The sequence below is a fragment of the Succiniclasticum ruminis DSM 9236 genome, from assembly GCF_900112895.1.
GTDB lineage: Bacteria > Bacillota > Negativicutes > Acidaminococcales > Acidaminococcaceae > Succiniclasticum > Succiniclasticum ruminis.
Genome location: NZ_FONL01000003.1, coordinates 158,135 through 177,876 on the forward strand (window position 1 = coordinate 158,135; position 19,742 = coordinate 177,876).

The 19,742-nt window shown below is 49.1% G+C and carries 18 protein-coding genes; 10 read left to right on the top strand and 8 right to left on the bottom strand.

Features of this window, described 5'->3' with window-relative positions; genetic code table 11:
- Positions 1-31: 31 nt before the first annotated feature.
- The 4 genes from BM159_RS04080 (at position 32) to BM159_RS04095 (ending at position 4,408) form a co-directional block, all read left to right on the top strand.
- The gene (locus BM159_RS04080) at positions 32-715 is read left to right on the top strand and encodes a flagellar hook assembly protein FlgD (protein WP_093912989.1); all 684 of its coding nucleotides are present in this window, start codon (positions 32-34) and stop codon (positions 713-715) included.
- A 14-nt stretch (positions 716-729) separates the two neighbouring features.
- The gene (locus BM159_RS04085) at positions 730-2,160 is read left to right on the top strand and encodes an LPXTG cell wall anchor domain-containing protein (RefSeq protein ID WP_093912990.1); all 1,431 of its coding nucleotides are present in this window, start codon (positions 730-732) and stop codon (positions 2,158-2,160) included.
- A gap of 118 nt (positions 2,161-2,278) precedes the next feature.
- Positions 2,279-3,871, top strand: coding sequence for a hypothetical protein (locus BM159_RS04090; RefSeq protein ID WP_093912991.1), 1,593 nt, complete (start codon positions 2,279-2,281; stop codon positions 3,869-3,871).
- 48 nt (positions 3,872-3,919) lie between these two features.
- Positions 3,920-4,408 carry a hypothetical protein gene (locus BM159_RS04095; protein WP_093912992.1) on the top strand — a complete coding sequence of 163 codons (489 nt, stop codon included), beginning with the start codon at positions 3,920-3,922 and terminating at the stop codon, positions 4,406-4,408.
- A 71-nt stretch (positions 4,409-4,479) separates the two neighbouring features.
- Here BM159_RS04095 and BM159_RS04100 read toward each other — a convergent pair whose 3' ends face one another.
- The 4 genes from BM159_RS04100 to BM159_RS04115 form a co-directional block, all read right to left on the bottom strand.
- Positions 4,480-5,838 carry an MATE family efflux transporter gene (locus tag BM159_RS04100; protein ID WP_218149497.1) on the bottom strand — a complete coding sequence of 453 codons (1,359 nt, stop codon included), beginning with the start codon at positions 5,836-5,838 and terminating at the stop codon, positions 4,480-4,482.
- 119 nt (positions 5,839-5,957) lie between these two features.
- Positions 5,958-6,515 (bottom strand): manganese efflux pump MntP, encoded by a 558-nt coding sequence (locus BM159_RS04105; RefSeq protein ID WP_093912993.1) that lies wholly within the window; start codon positions 6,513-6,515, stop codon positions 5,958-5,960.
- Positions 6,516-6,581: 66 nt separating this feature from the next.
- The gene (locus BM159_RS04110) at positions 6,582-7,469 is read right to left on the bottom strand and encodes a YitT family protein (RefSeq protein ID WP_093912994.1); all 888 of its coding nucleotides are present in this window, start codon (positions 7,467-7,469) and stop codon (positions 6,582-6,584) included.
- A gap of 33 nt (positions 7,470-7,502) precedes the next feature.
- Positions 7,503-7,841 carry a DUF4298 domain-containing protein gene (locus tag BM159_RS04115; RefSeq protein WP_143089388.1) on the bottom strand — a complete coding sequence of 113 codons (339 nt, stop codon included), beginning with the start codon at positions 7,839-7,841 and terminating at the stop codon, positions 7,503-7,505.
- Between the two features lie 211 nt (positions 7,842-8,052).
- Here BM159_RS04115 and BM159_RS04120 point away from each other — a divergent pair, with 211 nt between their 5' ends.
- The 3 genes from BM159_RS04120 (at position 8,053) to BM159_RS04130 (ending at position 10,573) form a co-directional block, all read left to right on the top strand.
- Positions 8,053-8,415, top strand: coding sequence for a VOC family protein (locus BM159_RS04120; protein ID WP_093912995.1), 363 nt, complete (start codon positions 8,053-8,055; stop codon positions 8,413-8,415).
- 104 nt (positions 8,416-8,519) lie between these two features.
- Positions 8,520-8,930 (top strand): DUF3842 family protein, encoded by a 411-nt coding sequence (locus BM159_RS04125; RefSeq protein WP_093912996.1) that lies wholly within the window; start codon positions 8,520-8,522, stop codon positions 8,928-8,930.
- 365 nt (positions 8,931-9,295) lie between these two features.
- Positions 9,296-10,573 carry an ABC transporter substrate-binding protein gene (locus tag BM159_RS04130; RefSeq protein ID WP_093912997.1) on the top strand — a complete coding sequence of 426 codons (1,278 nt, stop codon included), beginning with the start codon at positions 9,296-9,298 and terminating at the stop codon, positions 10,571-10,573.
- A gap of 62 nt (positions 10,574-10,635) precedes the next feature.
- Here BM159_RS04130 and BM159_RS04135 read toward each other — a convergent pair whose 3' ends face one another.
- Positions 10,636-11,040, bottom strand: coding sequence for a CGGC domain-containing protein (locus BM159_RS04135; RefSeq protein ID WP_093912998.1), 405 nt, complete (start codon positions 11,038-11,040; stop codon positions 10,636-10,638).
- Between the two features lie 200 nt (positions 11,041-11,240).
- Between BM159_RS04135 and BM159_RS04140 the strand changes: the two genes are divergently transcribed.
- Complete coding sequence (locus BM159_RS04140; RefSeq protein WP_245763631.1) at positions 11,241-12,656, top strand: SLC13 family permease; 1,416 nt, start codon at positions 11,241-11,243, stop codon at positions 12,654-12,656.
- A 1-nt stretch (position 12,657) separates the two neighbouring features.
- On the opposite strand, the gene BM159_RS04145 is transcribed toward BM159_RS04140, so the two are convergent.
- The 3 genes from BM159_RS04145 to BM159_RS04160 form a co-directional block, all read right to left on the bottom strand.
- Complete coding sequence (locus BM159_RS04145; protein WP_093912999.1) at positions 12,658-13,698, bottom strand: threonine aldolase family protein; 1,041 nt, start codon at positions 13,696-13,698, stop codon at positions 12,658-12,660.
- Between the two features lie 453 nt (positions 13,699-14,151).
- Positions 14,152-15,285 carry a sodium ion-translocating decarboxylase subunit beta gene (locus tag BM159_RS04155; protein ID WP_093913001.1) on the bottom strand — a complete coding sequence of 378 codons (1,134 nt, stop codon included), beginning with the start codon at positions 15,283-15,285 and terminating at the stop codon, positions 14,152-14,154.
- 190 nt (positions 15,286-15,475) lie between these two features.
- Positions 15,476-16,750, bottom strand: a complete 1,275-nt coding sequence (locus BM159_RS04160; RefSeq protein WP_093913002.1) for an SLC13 family permease — start codon at positions 16,748-16,750, stop codon at positions 15,476-15,478.
- 350 nt (positions 16,751-17,100) lie between these two features.
- Here BM159_RS04160 and BM159_RS04165 point away from each other — a divergent pair, with 350 nt between their 5' ends.
- Positions 17,101-17,862: a LuxR family transcriptional regulator gene (locus BM159_RS04165; RefSeq protein WP_093913003.1), complete on the top strand. Its 762-nt coding sequence runs from the start codon at positions 17,101-17,103 to the stop codon at positions 17,860-17,862.
- Positions 17,846-19,735 (top strand): sensor histidine kinase, encoded by a 1,890-nt coding sequence (locus BM159_RS04170; RefSeq protein ID WP_093913004.1) that lies wholly within the window; start codon positions 17,846-17,848, stop codon positions 19,733-19,735. Before BM159_RS04165 ends, BM159_RS04170 begins: the two co-directional genes overlap by 17 nt.
- Positions 19,736-19,742 lie beyond the last annotated feature (7 nt).

Genomic DNA, 19,742 nt, shown 5'->3' on the forward strand with positions numbered 1-19,742 from the left:
AATTTATATACATTTAAGGAGGTTTGTTATTATGGATCGGGTGCGAAAAATAATAGCCCTAAGCCTTGTGGCGGTATTTCTTGTTACCGTGACAGTGTTTGCTGCCGTAAAAGGGTTTTCGTCAAAAGTATCATTTAACGGTACAAAAGGCTTTGCGTGGATGTCTTGGGCAGGACATACTTCGCAAAGGGGAGCTTATATCCTGGATAGCAAGAATAAAAGAATCGCGAATTTTAAAGTCATGAAGCCCCAAAAAGTGTATAAAAAGAATAATACAACTTACGGGTATTACTCATACCGGCTTAACATGTCCCGGTTTAAGGCCGGAAAATACAAACTGGTCACGTATAAGCCGTATTACAATTGGGGTGAAGAATATATAACGATTCCTTTTACATACCCTGGTGCTTCTTTTCTGCAATTTCATTCTACAAAGGTTATCCGGAACGATAACGGCGACCTGATGCAGCGGTTATATTTCAAACGGAATAATGCCAGAGGAAAAGGTTTGCATTTCCAGATATTCAACAATAAAAATCAACTGGTGCGCAGTTTCAACTTCAAGTCGAGTAATTCCAACCAGTGGTTCTGTTTCGACTGGAACGGCTGGGCCACAAAGAATTCGGGCAGACGTTCTCCCCGAGGTGTATATACGATTAAGTACTGGGTTGACGGCAGATCGCCCCGTACGGCAAAATTCAGGCTGGCACTGTAAGGAGGCGTAAGGACATGAAACGAAATATTAAGATAACAAAGCTTGCGGTTTTTATGCTGACGCTGATTGTAATGCTGGCCGTTTCCGCTGTGGGTATGGCTAAAGGCGGCGAGGAATGGAAAAAGGCGGAAGGCAATTATACCTGGAAAGAAAGCTCCCAGTACAACAACGGGCACCTCATCATTAAACCCATGGAAGAAGGTCTCTTCCTGTTTGAATTTGACGTAATGCGGGGCAGTGAAGCGGAAGACAGTTCATATGATTTCAGTACGGCCGGCATTTTACTGGTCAATGATAACGGCGTGGGCGAAGCTGAATTTGATGTAGATAAAAAACCGGTGAAACTGACATTTACCCTGAAAGACAAAACGATTACCGTGAAACAGGAAGGCTCCATGCCGGCTGATGTGAGCGGCGCTTATGAGTTTATGGAAAAGGGATTTGATGTTTCGGAAGCGGCGGCGATGGCAGTCCTGGAAGGAATTTCCCCGGTAAAGACCAGCCTGAACAGTGCTAACAGACCGTACCGGCTGATATATGCTCATGAAGCCGTTGGAGGTTGGTTCTATGATATACGGGCCATTCATCAGCCAGATAACAAACTGTTTGCCCGGTTTCTGGTGGCAGCAGACCTGACTGCGGTCTACCGCAACGATGATGTTAAGAACCCGAAGCTGATTTACGGTTCTCCTGCTACCATGCTCACGACAAAGAAAGCGCCCCTGTTACCGGAAGAAGAGGAAGAAGAAGAGGTTCCCGTGCCGGAAGGGGCTACTGAGGAAAAGACAGATGGGAAAGATGCAGACGCCAAGGACAACCTGTTTACTGTCAGTGCCGTGGTGAATGTGGAACCGGCAGACCCTGCCATTAAAGTAGGGGAAAGCAGCAAACTGACAGTTACCGTTCCTGGCAATCTGAAATATAAATTGTCCGATTTAAAATCCAGCGCCGACGACAAGGTCAGCGTGGCCAGTGACGGTACGCTAGCCGCCAAAGCTGACGGTGTGGCGACGATCACCGGAAAATTAACCGTAGATAATGCCTCCCGTGATTTTAAGGTGGAGGTAACCGCTTACGTCCCAAAGCTGGAGTGCAATGCACTGCCTGCACACGTAGACGTTAACGAAAAGTTGGAGTTGTCAACTTACATCACCGGACAGGAAGGGGAGGTAAAGCCCCAGTGGAGCGTCAGCGACAGCAAGATTGTAGAAATTAAAGACGGCGTGCTTGTGGGTAAGGCTGACGGCGTTGCAGATGTGACTGCAAAAAACGGTGATATGACCCGCACCTGGAAGGTTGCGGTAGGAAAGGCAGAGCTGCCAAAACCCAAAGCAGGAGAAGCGGACGACAGTGACTTTGATATTTTTGACCTGTTAATCATTGGCCTGCCGATAGTTCTGATTGGCGGCGGTATCTGGATGTTCATGAAACGGAAAAAGAAATAAAAAGAAACCAGATAGTAACCAAGTGCATCCGTCCGTTATTTAAAGGCGTGCGCACAGCGATTCGTTTGTGGCTTGCTGCGGACGGATGCTTTGCCGCTTTTGAAAGGACTTGTTGGCAATGAGTAAAGAAAAAGAGCATCTTGTGGTTAAAGCCAGTGGTCTGGGGATTTGCCTGTTTATTCTTTTCTTTGGAATTCTGGCCGGGGATATTGTCCTTTCCAATGAGGATATGGAGTTTTTTCCGAAATCCGTTATCCTGCTGACGGCTTCAGTCTGCGCGGGGATTTCTTTTCGGCTGCTGTTGAAAAGAGGCTTTGCCTGGGACCGCATCGGTGAAACGGATTTTCAGGAAAAGAAGAATTCCCTGAACCGCCGGATCTATGAGTTTTTCCATCCCTTTAAAATCAAATATGAAGATGCCCCGCCGGATTCCACTGTACTGGAGAAAAAACTGACGGTGTTTAAGCAGGAATACGCAGGCTTCTGTAAAGGACAGGAATTACGGTATACCGTGACGAATTTTTACCGGCATATACTGCAACTTCAGAAAAAACGGCTGGACCGGTTGGGCTTACGTATGGAAGTTTCGTTGGAGCGTAAGTGCTATACACAGGAAACACCGGTACGGGAGAGCTGTTTCTTTGACGGATGCTTTCTTCATACCGCTGCCAGTGAAAATGTGGCAGGCTTTTACCGGTATCTGCAGGGAAATCGTACGGTTTTCGAACAGAGAAATAACGACTGCGCGGATTATGACCTGATAGGAGCTCTGAAGGCAAGGGACGGGCAGGCAGTGACCTGCCCCAGCTGCGGCGCAAAGGCAAAAATGGAAGAAATGACTTCCGGCTGTCCTTATTGCGGGGTAAAATTCCGTATGGAAGATTTGTCGGAGCGTGTGTCCGGTTTTGCGCTGCGGAAGGATTACCGGCTGTTGGAAACAGTTTTTCAGGGAAAACTGTACGCATATGCCAAAACAATAATCTTTGCGGTTGCCTTGATGCTGTGCGCGCTCGCCGTCTGGTGGATGAAACCGCTGGAAGGACTGACGGTTGCTGGTTTTTCCTATAGCATTGGTGTATTTCTTTTTACAGCAGTCCTCTGCCTGTTGGTTACCATAGTGTCAGTTATGGTAATCTCGATTCCTTTGCTGGCAGTTCTGGGGGTTGCCTACCGGATGATGCGTCCTTCCCTGTTTCCCCACGTAAGGCGGGAACGCCGGACCGATACCCATTGGAAAGATGCAGTCCGGTTCGATAAAAACTTCTCTTTGCAGGACTTTTTCGCTAATGTGGAAAACAAGCTGAGCGGGATTCATTTTGCGGATACGGAAGAACAGGTCAATGCGTTTTCCTGTCTCAGCCTGACAGATTTCCTGCCGGGGTACCGGGATGTCGCGTCCTGTTCGTTTGACAGTCTGGAACTGTTGGATTTCCGGGTGGACGGCGACCGTCAACTTGCCCGGGTACGGGCGGAGATGGAGCTTCTTCGCTGGCGCAACGGAACTATGAAGGAAGAGAAAGAAAGTGTTGAACTGCTGCTGGCAAAAGCGGCTTCCTGCCTGGCACAGGCGGTCTTTGAACCGATAGTGCTACGGTGTCGGAGTTGCGGTTCTTCTCTGGATCTGATGGAAGGACGGCGATGTCTGTACTGCGGCAGAGAAATGGAATTGGAAAACTATGATTGGTCCATCAGAGAATATAAAATTGTGTAAAACCGGTACAGAATAATCAGAAAAAAGATTTGCGATTGGAGACTGAACATGAAAAGAGTATTTGCTGTCTGCCTGCTCCTGCTTTCATTTTTGTGCTGCCTGCCTGCTTTTGCCGCTGCGGCGGGCCAGACAGGCAAAAAGGATTATGAACTGATTTCCCCGGAGAGTTACGAAGGATACTGGGAAGAAAAGAAAGAAGGACGGTTACTCATGGCTGTTACGCCGACGGAGGAACCAGGTTGGTATGATGTGGCTGTCACTTTACGCGAAAAGCGTCCGAAGATGGATGTATATATGATGCGGGCACACTATCAGGAAGATGGCAGCATGTATTATGAGAACTGCCTGTTTGTGCTCCGCAAGGTGAAAAGCGACGGCAGCGTGAAGGATAAAGTAAAGTATCGCAACGGGTCAGGGCTTTTATATTACAGTTTTGATGAAAATGTCCTGTATTGGACCGACTACACGCTGAAGCCGGAAAAGCGTGTGCTTACTTTTATAAAAACAGCTTCGCCTGATACAGACGAAGCCAAGTGAAGTGACAAAAAAGATTATAGTTTTTATAATATAAACAGGGAGCACGGACCAACAAGCCGTCGCTTCCTTTTTTATTGATTATCGGAAAACGTGTTTTCTTTCATGAAATGATACCCGAATACAATAATGCGGAAGACCCAGTCGACGAACATGGCATACCATACCCACAATACGTTTTTGTGCCAGAGGTCAATAAAGAGATAGGCCAGCCCTACACGGAATACCGCCATGGCAAAAACAGCGACTTTCATGGTAAAGGCTGCTTTACCGATGGCCCGGAAATAATAGGGTAACAAAAACGCGACCGGCCAGATAATCATGGCTGCGGAATGGGCAAGAATGAGATCTTCCGCCAAACCGGCGGAAAGGGGCGACAGGTTATAACAGCCGACCCAGAAACTTCTGCCTATGATTAATACGGAACAGATTATGGCAAGGAACGCATAATTCAGGTATAAAAGAATCTTTGCGTAATACTTGGCCTGTTCCGGTTTCTTTGCTCCGTAACACTGGCCCACGACAGTGATCATCCCGGCTCCCAGCGCGTTCCCGGGCAGGTACAGATAGGTTGCCAGGTTGGACGCGACCGCGTATGCTGCTATGGATGCAGTGCCCAGCGTAGACACCAGGCTTTGCAGCAGGATCTTTCCAAAATTGAACAGACCGCTTTCCACGCTGTTAGGGATTCCGATAGACAGGATTTTCCGGATAATCTCTCTGTCCGGCTTTAACTGTGAAAAAGCATAAATCCGGATTTCTTTACCGAAACGCTGCAGGCTGTACACCATAAACAGTGCCGCCGCCATCCTCGCGAGCAGGGTTGGAAGGGCTACGCCTGTCACGCCCATGTGGAACCCGAAGATACAGATTGCGTTGCCGATAATATTGAGCAGGTTCATTCCCAAAGACACCAGCATGGCCAGCTTTGTATTACCGGATGCCCGGAAAATGGCTGCTGCCGAATAATAAATTGCCAAAAAAGGGAAAGAAGCGGCGGTAAATAACAGGTATTTGACTGCGTCTTCCATAACCCGGCTTTCAACCTGCCCGAAAATCACCGACAGCAGGGAAGTTCCTTTTAACAGAAACGCCGCCGCGATGCAGAGCATCAGCGAGGTGGTGATAAATAGCATTTGTCCGCCGCTTTTACCTGCGGCTTTGTAATTCCCGGCGCCGATGAACTGGGCGCAGACTACCGTCCCTCCTGCGGTAAGGGCGAAGAGGACCTGAATCACCAGCATGTTTACGGAATCCACAAGGGATACGCCGGAAACGGTGGCTTCACCTACATAGGCAACCATCAGCACATCCACCATGCCTACCAGTACCGAAAGGAGCTGTTCCACCACAAGAGGCCACAGCAGGTGAAACAAGTGGTGTTTACTGAACAGTAATTCTGAATCAGGAGTGTTGTTGAAATGATTTGTCATTTTGTGCTCTTGCTATTCTACTTTAAGTTTCAAAGATGAAATTTCTGCCAGGGTTTGGCGTTGTTTATTGTGAGTGTGTTAATGAATGCATCTGCGGTTACGTAAGGCAATCGGATGATTTACAGATAACCTGTGTGTTCCAGCAGCACTTTTATCCCAATCAGGCACAGGACCAGGCCGCCGGCCCGGGTCGCGTGATTCCGGAAGCGTTCTCCCAACTTGAACCCGATGGTGCCGCCCAGAAAAGAAATGATAAAAGTGATCACGCCGATGAGCAGCGAACTGGTCCAGATGTTCACATCCAATACGGCAAAGCTGACACCCACAGCCAGGGCATCGATGCTGGTGGCAACAGCCAGCAGGAACATGCGCTTCACACCGTAGCTTTCAATCACTTCGGCGTCTTCACCGGCTTCCCGGATCATGTTGATGCCGATGTACAGCAACAGGAAGAACGCAATCCAGTGGTCATATGCTTCGATGTATTCTACGGCCCAATAGGCTGTCCAGTAGCCGATGACCGGCATGAGGAACTGGAATGCGCCGAACCAGGCGCCGAACTTGACTGCTCCTGCAAACCGGGAAGAGGGTGCCAGCGCCAGACTGCCGCAAATGGATACGGAAAAGGCATCCATGGCCAGGCTTACTGCGATTAATAAAAGTTCAAAAAAGCTCATGGTGATGTCTCCAGTTTATAGCTGTAAAGATGTACGGATTAACCGCTGAAAAGCAGTCAAATTCACTTATTTGGCTGACAGTTGCTGCTTGTCTGTCGTATCCAGGTAATGTTTGGCAAAGGAAAAACCGGCGCCCCGTACTTCATTAACTTCGGAAATGGTAAAGAACGCATCCGGGTCCGTGGCGGATATTAGCTGGGTGATAGGGTACAGCTTCCGCCGGGGAATTACGCACATGATACATTTCCCCTGCCTGCCTGTGTAGGCTTTTTCAACGTAAAACATAGTAGCGCCGGCGTCTTCCGCAAGGATTTGCTGCCGGATTGTTTCGCTTTCATCTGAAATAATAAACAATTGTATCTGTGACTTGCCCATGAGCATGATCCTGTTCATGGTCATGGTGAAAAGCGCCAGTACGAAAATGCCGTACAGGATTTGTTCTATACTGGAGAAAAATGCCTGGCTGCATAAAACAAGTCCGTCGATAACATACAACAAGGCAGACACGTTGAGATGAAAGTATTTATTAAGAATCAGCGCAGGAATGTCTGTTCCGCCGGAAGAACCGCCGGCCCGTAAAAGAAGCCCGATGCCTCCGCCCATCAGCACGCCGCCGAAGACAGCTGCAAGCATGATATTATCAGTGACCGGTTTACCCGCGATGGGCAGCTGTTCCAGCAACGACATAGCCAGTGGGTAGAGAATGGAATTGGCGATAGTTGTAAGCGCGAATTTTTTTCCTAAACAGACGAAGCCGGTTACAAAAAACAGCATATTGATTATAAACACTGTGGCTGAAAGCGGAAAGGAAATATAATGCGTCAGTGCCAGCGCGATACCTGTGGAACCGCCCAGGATGATGCCCTGGGGCGCGATAAAAATGATAACAGCAGCCGCTACGGCAAAATTGCCCAGCAACATAGCCACAATGCTGTTAGTGATGCTTTTGTTCATGGTAATGCTTGTCCCTCAAAATCAAATAATAATTTATAGAAGTTCCTTGTATTTCGAAATCACTTCGTCCCGCAGCGTCAGAAAGTCGTATACGGCGTCTTCCGACAACACACCGCGTTTTAAATCCCGGGGAAGTTTGCCTGCCTCATCGTCGGCAAAATCTTTTTGCCATTGCCTGCCTGCATAATACAGTTCCAGTTCGCGTATCTCTTCTTCAAGAGCAATGTAACGATTCAGCGCCTCCTGTAAATCCCGTACGGCTTTGCTGCTTTTATCCAGTATTTCTTCCATCCGGTAAATCCGTGCAATCTGTGATTCACTGGCTTTTGCATCTTCATTTATTATGTCGGGCTGCCTTAAGTCCTGCATCATAAAAAACTCCAGTTTCTTTGATATTATAATTCTAAATTATATCACAACAGCACAAGAAATGTTATAATAAAATTGACCATGGAATGAAATTTTCTAAATTTAGAATAACTTTATAAATTAGAAAAACTTAACACAGTTATATGATATGGTATAATATAAACAGAAATCCCCTGAATTAATATACGGAAAGAACTGGAAGGAGCAGTGAACCATGATTAAATTTGCCCACAATAATTTTAACGTACTGAACTTGGAAAAAAGCATGGCGTTTTATGAGGAAGCGTTAAACCTGAAAGAAGTCCGGCGGGTAGAAAAACCGGATTTTACATTAGTTTATTTAGGCGACAACGGCGAAACGCCCCATACGCTGGAACTGACCTGGCTGAAAGACCGTAAGGAACCCTATAACCTGGGAGAGAATGAATTCCATCTGGCTTTTGTTACCGATGATTATGAAGCCTTGCATGAAAAACACAAGAAGATGGGCTGCATCTGTTATGAAAATCCGGTGATGGGCATCTATTTTATCAACGACCCGGACGGCTACTGGCTGGAAATCCTGCCGGTACGGTGAGGTTGGGAAACGTTTATAAAATTAATTTATGCGATTTCCGGCAGGGTATGTGTCTGGATTAATCAGTGGTTCAATAAAAATCTGAGAATTTAGAGAGGCTAATTATGCGTATTCTTGTAATTGACGGACAGGGCGGCGGTATCGGCCGTTCTTTAGTGGAGTTGCTTGTTAAAAATTTTCCGGATGCGGAAGTCGGGGCGACCGGTACGAATTCCATCGCTACGGAAACCATGCTGAAAGGCGGCCCGTCTTTTGCGGCCACTGGTGAAAACGCGATTTTGTTTAATGCAGCAGAAGCAGATGTAATCATCGGGCCGGCGGGCATCATCATGGCCAACGCCCTGCACGGGGAAATCAGCCCGGCTATTGCCATGGCAGTTTCTTCCAGCAAGGCAAAGGTGGTGCTGATCCCCATGAATCACTGCCGGGCTTACATTGCCGGCGTAGAAGAAAAGAAGGTTGCGGAATATCTCCAGGACGCTGTGGACATTATACGGAAGATTGCGGAAAAATGAACTAAACATCTGAGGAAATGTTTGCATAATTATTCCGACACATGTTATAATGAATTGTCACAAGAGTGACGGGCTTCGCAAAAGCGAAGCAAAGCACTAACAGTTTTGTCCTTAACTGAATACAAATGCTAAAGCTATGAAGGCTTACCGGTTCCGGAAGGAGCCAGCCGCTTCATAGCTTTTTTGTTTTCTGTGCAGCATAGTTGCAGGAGTGAGCGGAAGAGTTGCTCATAAAAAACAGCGAGGCCGAAAAAAGTGCATGATTGCAAGCTGGACAGGCAACCAGGAAACTAATTATGTAAGCGGAATAGATTGTATCCGGCTTTTACGAAGTATGCCGGCATTATGGGAAGGAGAAATGTAATATGAAGGTGAAGAAGCTTTTATGTGTTATTATGCTGGCTGCACTGGTATTGTCCAGCTGTGCCGGGGAAAAGAAAAAAGAAGCGGCGGTGTTCAAGGTGGGCGTGCCCCACTTAATGGCTACGTACGATCACACGAAAGGGTATGACGGCTGGTCCACCACGCGTATCGGGGTAGGCGAAACCGTTTTGAAGTTCGATGCAGACGGAAAACTGGTTCCCTGGCTGGCAGACTTTGACGGGAAGGTGTTTACGGTAAAGAACGTAAAATTTACCGACGGCAGCAGGGTGACTGCCAAAGATATCTGCGACAGCCTGACCGATTCCTGTGCAAAGAACGTCCGTGCCAGAGAAGTGATGAAGAACAGCAGCTGGAAAGTGCTGACGGACAACACGTTTGAATATGTTGGCGAGAAGTCTGTCCTTACCGATCCCGTGTTCTGCATTGCCAAAGGCGGCAACGTGTATACCGGCGGCAAGGTAATTTTCTATTCCGCCGAGAAAGCGGTGGTAGAGCGTAACGGCAGAAAATATGAATACCTTGCCATAGGTCATAATGCTACCCGGGGCATGGCTATTGAAACGGGAGATGTAGATGTTGTGTTCGATGTTGACCCGCAGTATTACAAAGGACGCGAGCATGAAGAAGTCGGCGGGGCCCGTACCATCATGAGCAGGATGAACATGGCGCCGGGCCGGCCGTTAAGCGATCCGAAGCTGCGTAAAATTCTGGCGGAGTGCATCAATCTGCAGGATATGGAAAAACCGCTGCGGGGTTATGTGGTCTGCAATCCTAACTATTCCCGCTATACAAAATCCAATCGGATTTATAATCCGGTAAAAGCAGATAAGCCGGTCACCCTGAAGATGGTGTTCTACGAAAGCCGGCCGGAATTCAAAATAATTGCGGAAGCCACCCAGCTCCAGGCCAAAAAGGCAGGCATCGACATCAAACTGCAGTCGGTGCACGTGAACGCGCTGCGCGACGTGGAAGTGAGCGGCGATTATGACCTTGTTCTTTCGTCTACAACCAATATTCAGAGCGGTACTGTGGAGAATTATTACCGTCTGTATTTCGACAGCAAAAGCCCGGAGAATCATACCAGATACAACAATCCTGCTTTCGACAATGCAAAAACCCTGCAGGAGATGCAGGACATCCTCGACAAAGATTATGCGGTCATCGTGTATGGCAACCCGCTGCACAACCGGGTCAGCAAGAAAAAAATGGTAAAGCTGAACCCGCTGGACTTTTACTATGACGTGGAGGAAGTGAAATAGCGGCAATGCATAAAGAAATGCCGTCAACCATCACTGTGATGATTGGCGGCATTACTGTTTGGTCATTCAAAGGGCTGGTAGATTCCCTCTGCCCTTCTGCGGGTTGCCGTCTGGGAAATATAGGTTCCTTCAATAACCTTGAAGCCCCGGCGTTCTATAGTCTTTTTCAGATAATTCCTGAAGGGGCAGGGCAGGCGGTGATGATTCTCCGAGCAGATACAGGTGGACAGATGGATTACAACATCTTCTTTCTTTTCTTCATTGGCCAACAGCCGTTTTTCCAGATTTTCGATTTTTACATCGATCCCCGCTCCGCAGCAGCCGCCGCAGTTCATGACCATGTAACGTGCTCCTTCCGGATATCCTTCCATTTTCCCGCTGCGCTGGGTAAATGCTTTCATGCAATTATAGCCGGAGCAGCGCTTGGTCACCAGTTCGCACTGTACGATTACCACTAATTTTGACATGTTCATCCTCCTTAACAACATTATTTCAGCTTGAAATCTGTATAATCAGGGTTTATAATATAGAAAAACAAATACGATAGCCTGAAAGAAACGTTGGTTGAAAAGCCAGCGGTTTTTGTTTTTGTGAAGATTTTGGAAGACACAGGCGGATATGTAAACGAATGAAACAGTCTTTCCGTAACGCTTTGGAGGCGATATTTATGAGTTCGGATATGAAACGTAATTTTGCATTACTGTCAGGACCGCTGGCGTTTTTGCTGCTGCGGTTCACGGCGCAATCCTTTGGCAGCGCGGCGGCAAGCGCCCTGGGAATGGCGGCCTGGATGGCGCTGTGGTGGGTATTCCGTCCGGTGGGAATTGCGGTGACGGCGCTGTTGCCGATTGCCGTCAATGCAGTATTGAATCTGATTCCCAGCGGGCACGTAATCAGTAATTATTTTTCGGAAATCGTGGTACTGCTGCTGGGGGCCGACCTGATTTGCCTGACCTGGAGCCGTACCGGTCTGGACCGGCGTGTGGCTGTGAAAGCGTTGTGCGGTATCGGCACATCCATGCGGCAGCAGATCCTGGCATGGCTGGGAGCATCGGTAGTTCTCTCCGTCTTTCTGCCGAACGTGGTGGTAGCGGCGATTCTTTGTCCCATTGCGGCAGCCATGCTGAAGTTTGTGAACGGCGGCAAGAATCCGGATGTCCGGCAATCTGCGCCGATTCTGCTGGCAATTGGCTGGGGCAGTGGCATCGGCGGCTTCGGCTCTCCCATCGGCGGCGCGGCAAACCTGGTTGCCATTGCCTACATGGAACAGCTTACGGGACATGAATTCATGTACGTGGACTGGGTGCTGCGGTTTGTGCCAATCCTGTTTCTGGTTTTTCTTTTAAACCTGTTCTTTCTCTGGCAGATCAATCGCACTACACAGGATTTAAACGGTTCAGCTTCCTATTTTAAAAAGTTAAGTGAAGAGTTCGGACCGTTGAAGCGGGGCGAAAAAATAGGGCTAACGTTATTTGTGCTGGCTACACTCCTGGCGTTCCTGCGTCCTCTTTACGCGGAACTGTTGCCCGGGCTGAAGCCTGCTTATTCATTTCTGACGTTGGGCTTGCTGATGTTTGTGCTGCGTGATGAGAACGGTGAAGTGATGCTGGACTGGAAATATGCGGAAAGCCATGTCATGTGGGGCATGATGTTCCTTTTTGCCAGCGGTATGGCCCTGGGACGCATGCTGATTGAAACCGGAGCGGTAAAGCAGTTGACGGCTTTGATTGCCGCAAGCGGGCCTTCCGGCGGGCTGGGAACCATTGCGCTGTTTGCAGCGTTCGGTTGTTTTCTTACAGAAATGTCCAGCAATACGGCGGCCGCTTCCATCGCGCTGCCGGTGGTCATCAGCATTACCCAGACTCTCAGGCTGAATCCGGTGCCCTATATGCTGCTTACGGTAGTGGCAGTGAACTGCGCCTACGTTCTGCCGGTTTCTACCCGCGCGATTCCTGTATCTTACGGACTGGACGCCGGGCTGCAGATTCGCAAGGGCCTGAGGCTGACTGTTCTCAATGTACTGCTGGTAACGGCTTTGGGCTGGTTCTGCATAAACTATGTACCGTTTTTCGCAAGGTTTTAAATTATACTACTTCTTTCAAAATTCTGATCAGTTCACGTACGGTTTCTTCTTTTGTTGCCCAGCTGGTGACAAAGCGGATGACGGTTTTGCCGGGGGAGGTCTTTTCCCAGAAGCTGTAAACGACACCCTTTTCGTCCAGTCTCTTGATCACAGTATCGGGCAGTTCCACAAATTGCTGGTTAGTGGGAGAGTTGATAGAAAGTTGTAAACCTGCATCCAGAAAGCCCTTTTGTAAGATCTGTGCGAGCCGGATGGCGTGGGCGCCGATTTCATTATACAGGTTGTCTGTAAACAGGGTATCAAACTGGATTCCCAGCATATGCCCTTTGGCCAGCAGCGCGCCGTGCTGTTTGACCCGGGTCAGGAAACGGGCGGGCATATTGTTTTTGGTAAATACGACGGCTTCCCCGAAAAACGCGCCGCATTTGGTGCCGCCGATATAAAACACATCACAAAGGCGGGCAATATCCTGCAACGTAACATCCGTACCGGGAGCTGTCAGCCCGTAGGCCAGCCGGGCGCCGTCCATATATAAAGGCAGTTTATACTCATGGCAGGTCTGCGATATGGCTTCCAGTTCCTCTTTGCTGTACAGTGTGCCATATTCGGTCGGGTGGGAGATATAGACCATGCCGGGGAAAACCATGTGCTCATGGTTGCCGTCCTGCCAGAACCCGCTGGCAAGTTCCCGGAGTTCTGCCGCCTGTATCTTTCCTTCATGCTGGGGCAATTCCAGCACTTTATGGCCGGTAAATTCAATGGCTCCGGCTTCGTGGGTGCTTACATGCCCCGTGAGGGCTGCCACGACCCCTTCGTAGGACGCCAGCATGGTGTCAATGACGACCTGGTTGGTCTGGGTTCCGCCAACTAAGAAGAAAACTTCCGCTTCCGGGCAGGCGCAGGCCTTACGGATTTTTTCCGCTGCGCCGGCGCAGTAAGCATCGCTGCAGTAACCGGGATTCTGCTCCAGATTGATTTCTGCCAGCCGTTTCAGAATTTGCGGATGGGCGCCTTCGCTGTAATCGTTTTGCAAACTGATCATGTTCTACAACTCCTGTTCACTACATTTAGTTTTTCGCTATTACCTCAGGCCTGTTTATGCTAATAACTTTAATATTCATTATATCATATTCAAAGGGTTCCACGAGGAACTCTTTTATAAACGATTTTTGGGAATAGCAACTTGATTTTAGAGCTGAATCAGCAGATAATTAACCGGTTGTTTAAAGTAAAACACCCTGCATGTCTTTCGGATTACCGGAAACGTACAGGGTGTTCTTTTTTAACTTCACTGACGGCGGAAGCTCTGAAACCGCATACCGCAAGGGTGTCTCACGTCCTTACGGCAAGAGGAGGAGTGAAGTTAAAGGACAACGGTGTGAAAAAGGTTTCACCGGCTGCCCTTATAACAACCACGCCCGCTGCGGCATGGTTATTATTGAAAAGGGCCGGCTGCTGTTACAGCCGGCGAAAAGAAAAAACTACACGGCAACCATTATTTGCCGGCAGGTCCGATCATAGCCAGCATGGTACCAGCTGCTACAGCGGTACCGATAACGCCTGCTACGTTGGGACCCATGGCATGCATCAGCAGGAAGTTGGAAGGATTAGCCTTCTGACCAACAACCTGGGATACACGGGCAGCCATCGGAACTGCGGATACGCCCGCGGATCCGATCAGCGGATTCACTTTACCACCGGAAGAAATCTTCATCAGCTGGCCAAAGAGACAACCCATGGCCGTGCCGGCTGCGAAAGCAACCAGACCTAAGCAGATAATCAGGATAGTCTGGTATTTCAGGAACTTGTCTGCTTCCATGGTCAGGCCGGTACCAACGGACAGGAAAATCGTTACGATGTTCATCAGCGCGTTCTGGGCAGTGTCGCTCAGACGGTCCAGGCAGCCGGCTTCCTTATACAGATTACCTAACATCAGCATACCGATCAGGGCGCATACCGGAGGTAACAGTAAGGAAATGAAAATGGTGGAAGCAATCGGGAAAATGATGCGTTCAAACTTGGTTACGGTACGCAGCTGGTCCATTTTGATCATGCGGTCGGCTTTGCTGGTGCACAGCGTCATGATAGGCGGCTGGATCAGCGGAACCAGAGACATGTAGGAGTAAGCAGCTACGGCGATAGCGCCCAGCAGATGGGGAGCCATCTTAACGGTCAGGTAAATAGCGGTCGGGCCGTCAGCGCCGCCGATAATACCGATAGAAGCCGCTTCACGCAGGTCGAAGCCTAACAGCATAGCGCCGATTAAGCAAACGAACACACCGCCCTGGGCAGCAGCGCCCAGCAGCAGGGTCTTCGGGTTAGCCAGCAGCGGACCGAAGTCGGTCATGGCGCCGACACCCATGAAAATCAGCGGAGGGAATACTTCGTGGTTGATACCGTACAGGATAACCTGCATAACGCCGGGTTCATCAAAGAAGCCGGTCTTGGGGATATTGCCCAACAGGCAGCCGAAGGCGATGTTGGACAGCAGCAGAGGTTCGAAACCCTTGCCGATAGCCAGGTAGAGCAGAATCAAGCCTACCAGGAGCATGATTACGTTACCGCTGGTCAGACCCTCGAAACCGGAGTCATTCCATACGGACTGGAGAGAAACAATTAATGCTTCCATAAATACGTCCTCGATTCTTTACACAATTTTTGTTTCGGGTAAACAGCTGGAAAATCTCCGCGAATTTTCCAGGATGAAAAAATCGCAACTGCAAAACTTTGGAATATACCGGCTGCCGCCTGTGAGCCACGGCAGCCGGGACAAAACTGAGATGATCTGAAACCTTATGTAATGGAAGATTCTCCGCAGATTATTTGCCGGGGAAGAAAGGCCAGAACATAGGAATCAGAATCAGGGAGATTACAAAGCAAACGATTACCAGACCGGTACCTGCTTTTACGTAGTCCATAAATTTGAATCCGCCAGGACCTAATACCAGGGTGTTCGGAGGCGTGCCTACCGGGGTAGCGAATGCGCAGGATGCTGCAACTGCGATAGCCATCAGAACGGCTGCCGGATCAGCGCCCAGCTGTTTGGAAATCGCGATACCGATCGGGCACAGCAGAGCTGCAGACGCCGTGTTGGACATGAACTGGGTCAGACCGCAGGACAGGATAAACAGTACAGCGGTCACGATCATCGGGGACGGGGTCCCGCCCATCAGGCCAACGGCCCATTCAGCGATAACTTTGCCGGCGCCGGTTTTACTCATGGCAGAGGATACAGGCATCATGCCGGCGAACAGGAAAATGGTTACCCAGTCGATGGATGCATAGGCCTGTTTTTCAGTTAAGCAGCCGGTCAGAACAGCAACGATGGCGCCGGTGATGGCAGCCATTTCCAGGGTAACGCCTTTGATACCCAGAGCCATGGTCAGAACTACGGCTAACAGGATAACGCCGGAAACAACCATCTTGCTGGAAGAAGTTTCGTTCGCTTCGATTTCCTGTTCAACTTCCGTATCTTCGGAAATGACCCGTTTCGGGAGCAGGTGTTTGCCGATGAACATCATGTAAACCAGACCTGCCAGAGTCAGGGGAATACCGATCTTCGCGAATTCAAAGAATCCGAAAGCGCGATAGCCGGCCTGTTCCAGAGCGCCGGAAGCGATGATGTTAGGAGGCGTACCTACCAGGGTGATGATACCGCCGAGGCCGCAGGCGAATGCCAGAGGCATCAGTTCGGTAGAAGCAGGGATCTTTGCTGCTGCGCACACGCCCAATACTACAGGCAGCAGGCAGGCAGCCGTACCGGTGTTGGACAGAACGGAGGATAACCCCGCACCAACCAGCATAACGCCGATCATCAGGCTGTTTTCACCGGTACCGGTGAGTTTAACGACGGTTTCACCGATTTTCTGGGCCAGGCCGGTGTAGAACATAGCAGCGCCTACAACGAACATGCCGGCGAACAGAACAACGGTGGAGTTGGACAGGCCGCTGAACACCTGCTTAGCCGGGATAAATCCCAGCAGGCCGCAGGCGATAGAGCCGGCCATGGCGGTAACTGCCAGAGGAATGATTTCGGTAACGAAGAATAAGGCAATCACCGCGAGAAGAATAAGACATTTTGTGGACTGAGCCATAATAACTCCTCCTTTTTAATGAGTCCCACATACTTGCGTCTCACAGTTGCATTTATAAAGTAACACGTTTGGCGTAATCCTGCATTGACTGAAAGTAGGAAGGGGATGAGCCGATTCGTTATGAGAGTAGTTCTTATTGTGTAATTTTGACGATAGAAGTATGAGTGTTTAAAATTATTATAAATTTATAGCAAAAGAAGTAATACTTTAGAATTAGCAAAATGGTTTACAAAAATCTTAAACCCTTTATGTATTGCGCAATTTGAAACTATTGCATATACTTGTGGCAGGTGAAGAATACTTCTGTAGAATTATTTTTTGAGTTAGTATAAAAGAGGTTGAGCATCATCATGAAAAAGAAGACGGGTTCTGTTGATCAGTGGATTCAGTTCATTGGTAAAGACAAACTGCAGACATTTCAGGATAATTTTGCCAGGGCCTACGGGGTCAGCATGATTTTTCTGGACATGGATGGGAATCCGTTAACTGTAGGTTCCCAGAATTCCCTGTTTTGTTTTACCATTCAAAAGGAACATGCTGTGCGCTGCCAGGAGAATTTCCAGATGGACAGGGAGACCATGCAGAAAGGGGAATCCTTCATCCACGTATGTCCTTTCGGGATTGCATGTCTGTATGTCCCGGTTTATTTTAATAACAGGCTGACCGCTTTTGCCGGAATCGGGGGACTTACTTACGAAAACAGCACCATCCCCGAAAACCTTAAACAGCGTTTTCATATTACAAGCTACAGCAAGGAAGCTACCTGGAACATCCTTACGCTTCTGGAAAGCATGCTCCGGCTGCTGAATGTGAACTGTACTGTTTCGCAGAAGGATACGGTACAGAAGCAGGAAGACGCGCTTCCGGTTAAAGTGCGGGATGAACGCATCAGCCGGCGGGAACAGGAGATAGTGCAGCTGCTGTGCAAGGGCTATACCAATAAACAGATCGCCCGGCAGCTGTTTATCAGTGAAACCACCGTTAAGACCCATATCAGCAACATTCTTGCAAAGCTGAACCTGCATGACCGGATGCAGATTGTAGTATACTATTATAATAAGATTAACGGCGCAGAAGCGTCAGATACGAATAATAATGAAGAAACTGATTGAACGGATATCCGGGCTGCTGAATGAATGGTATCATGATTTAACGGTCCGGCTGATTTTTACCATTTCCCTGTTTGTTCTATTGCCGATTGCGCTGATTACATTCTTTTCCACCCGCTATCTGGAGGAACAGTTCAGCCGGAACCAGGACCGGTACCTGCGCTCTACGCTGGCGATTGTCATCAGCGAGATGCAGCAGCGGCAGGGCAGTATCCGTAAAGCAGCTACCTGTATAGCGCAGGAAGTGAGTACGCCCCAGGCAGTCGAACAGCAGGACACCAGGGTTCTGGAAGAAAAGCTGGCGCTTTTACGCAACAACTTTAACAGGGTTGATTATGCCGTTATGCTGAATCCGGACAGCCAAATTATTGCCCGGTCAGCATCCGATATCCGTTTCAACCCCGAAAGCAGGCTGGGCAGTCTGAACCGGGAAGTCTGCCGGACAGGCAGACCCATTAATGTCAACGAAAAGATGCCCCTCAGCGATTTGTTCGAAGAAGGAAGCGAAGAGTTTAAAAAGTTTACGGTAGAGCTGAAGCAGGGCATCGCCGGTGAAGGGGAGTACATGCAGCAGGCTCTCTGCGAAGTGACCATGGTGCCGGTTATGGATACGGGGAAACCCGGCAAGGTCATTGCCTGCATGGTGCTGATTGGTATCTGCAACAGTGATTATTACTTTCCTTCCTATATCAGTTCGAAAGCGACCAACGGCTTCCTGGTGCTGACGGTGGACGGCATTCATGTTTCCACCAAGTCCACCGAAGGGGAGGACCGGAGCTGGATCGTCGGGCAGAAAGCCGGTTCCATTACCAGTTCCAAAGCTGCTGACGGAACCTATTCCGGTAAGGTATATCTGCGGGGCATACCGCATTTGTTTATTGACCATCCTTTAAAGAACTATTCCGGCGATTTGGTGGGGTATATCAGCTTTGGTCTGCAGGAAGATCAGTTTTCCGGTATCGTGGAGGATAACCGGAAGCAGACCATGGTCATCGGTCTGCTTTGTTTTGTGCTTTTCGCGCCGCTGATCTGGCTGATGGCTGCCCAGGTACGGCAGAACCAGAAGCACCTGGAACTGCTGGTGCGGCGCCGTACCAAGGATCTGGAATCTGCGGTAGAAGAGCTGAAACAGCTGAACGAAACGAAGAACCGTTTCCTTTCCAACATTACCCATGAGCTGCGTACGCCCCTGTGCGTCATCATCAACGCCTGCGATTTCCTGAAAGGCGGTTACGGCGGCACGCTGAATGAAAAACAGTTCCGCTATGTGGACAACGCTTCCGAATGCGGCTCTCACCTGCTGACGCTGATCAACAATCTGCTGGATCTGACCCGCCTGCGTTCGGGAAAGACAAAAGCTGATTTCACCTGTTTTTCCATTCGCGGTTTTGTGGAAACGATTGTCAACGAAATGCGCAATTTCCGTCCGGACGCCAATATTTCAATGCAGCTGGTCTTTGAACCTGACGATTTTGAGATTACGGCAGACCACCGGATGCTGCGGCAGATTATCTATAACCTCCTGTCCAATGCCCTGAAGTTTTCAACGCCTGACAGCCGGATTTCCGTCCGCGTGCAAAAGATGGAAGAATCCCGTCAGATGCGGCTCAGCATAGCGGATCAGGGAATCGGCATCGCGCCGGAAAATCTGGAACGCGTTTTTAAAGAATTTGAACAGATTGAGAACCCAATGACCAAAAAGCAGTCCGGTACAGGGCTGGGGCTGCCTATTGTCAAGAAACTGACGGAACTGCACCACGGGACAATTTCCCTCCAAAGCGAATTGGGAAAAGGTACAGAAGCCATTTTGCTGCTGCCGCTGGAGCAGGAAGGATATATAAACAGGCCGGGCGTTGCTGTAGTGAAGGCCGGATAAGTCATGG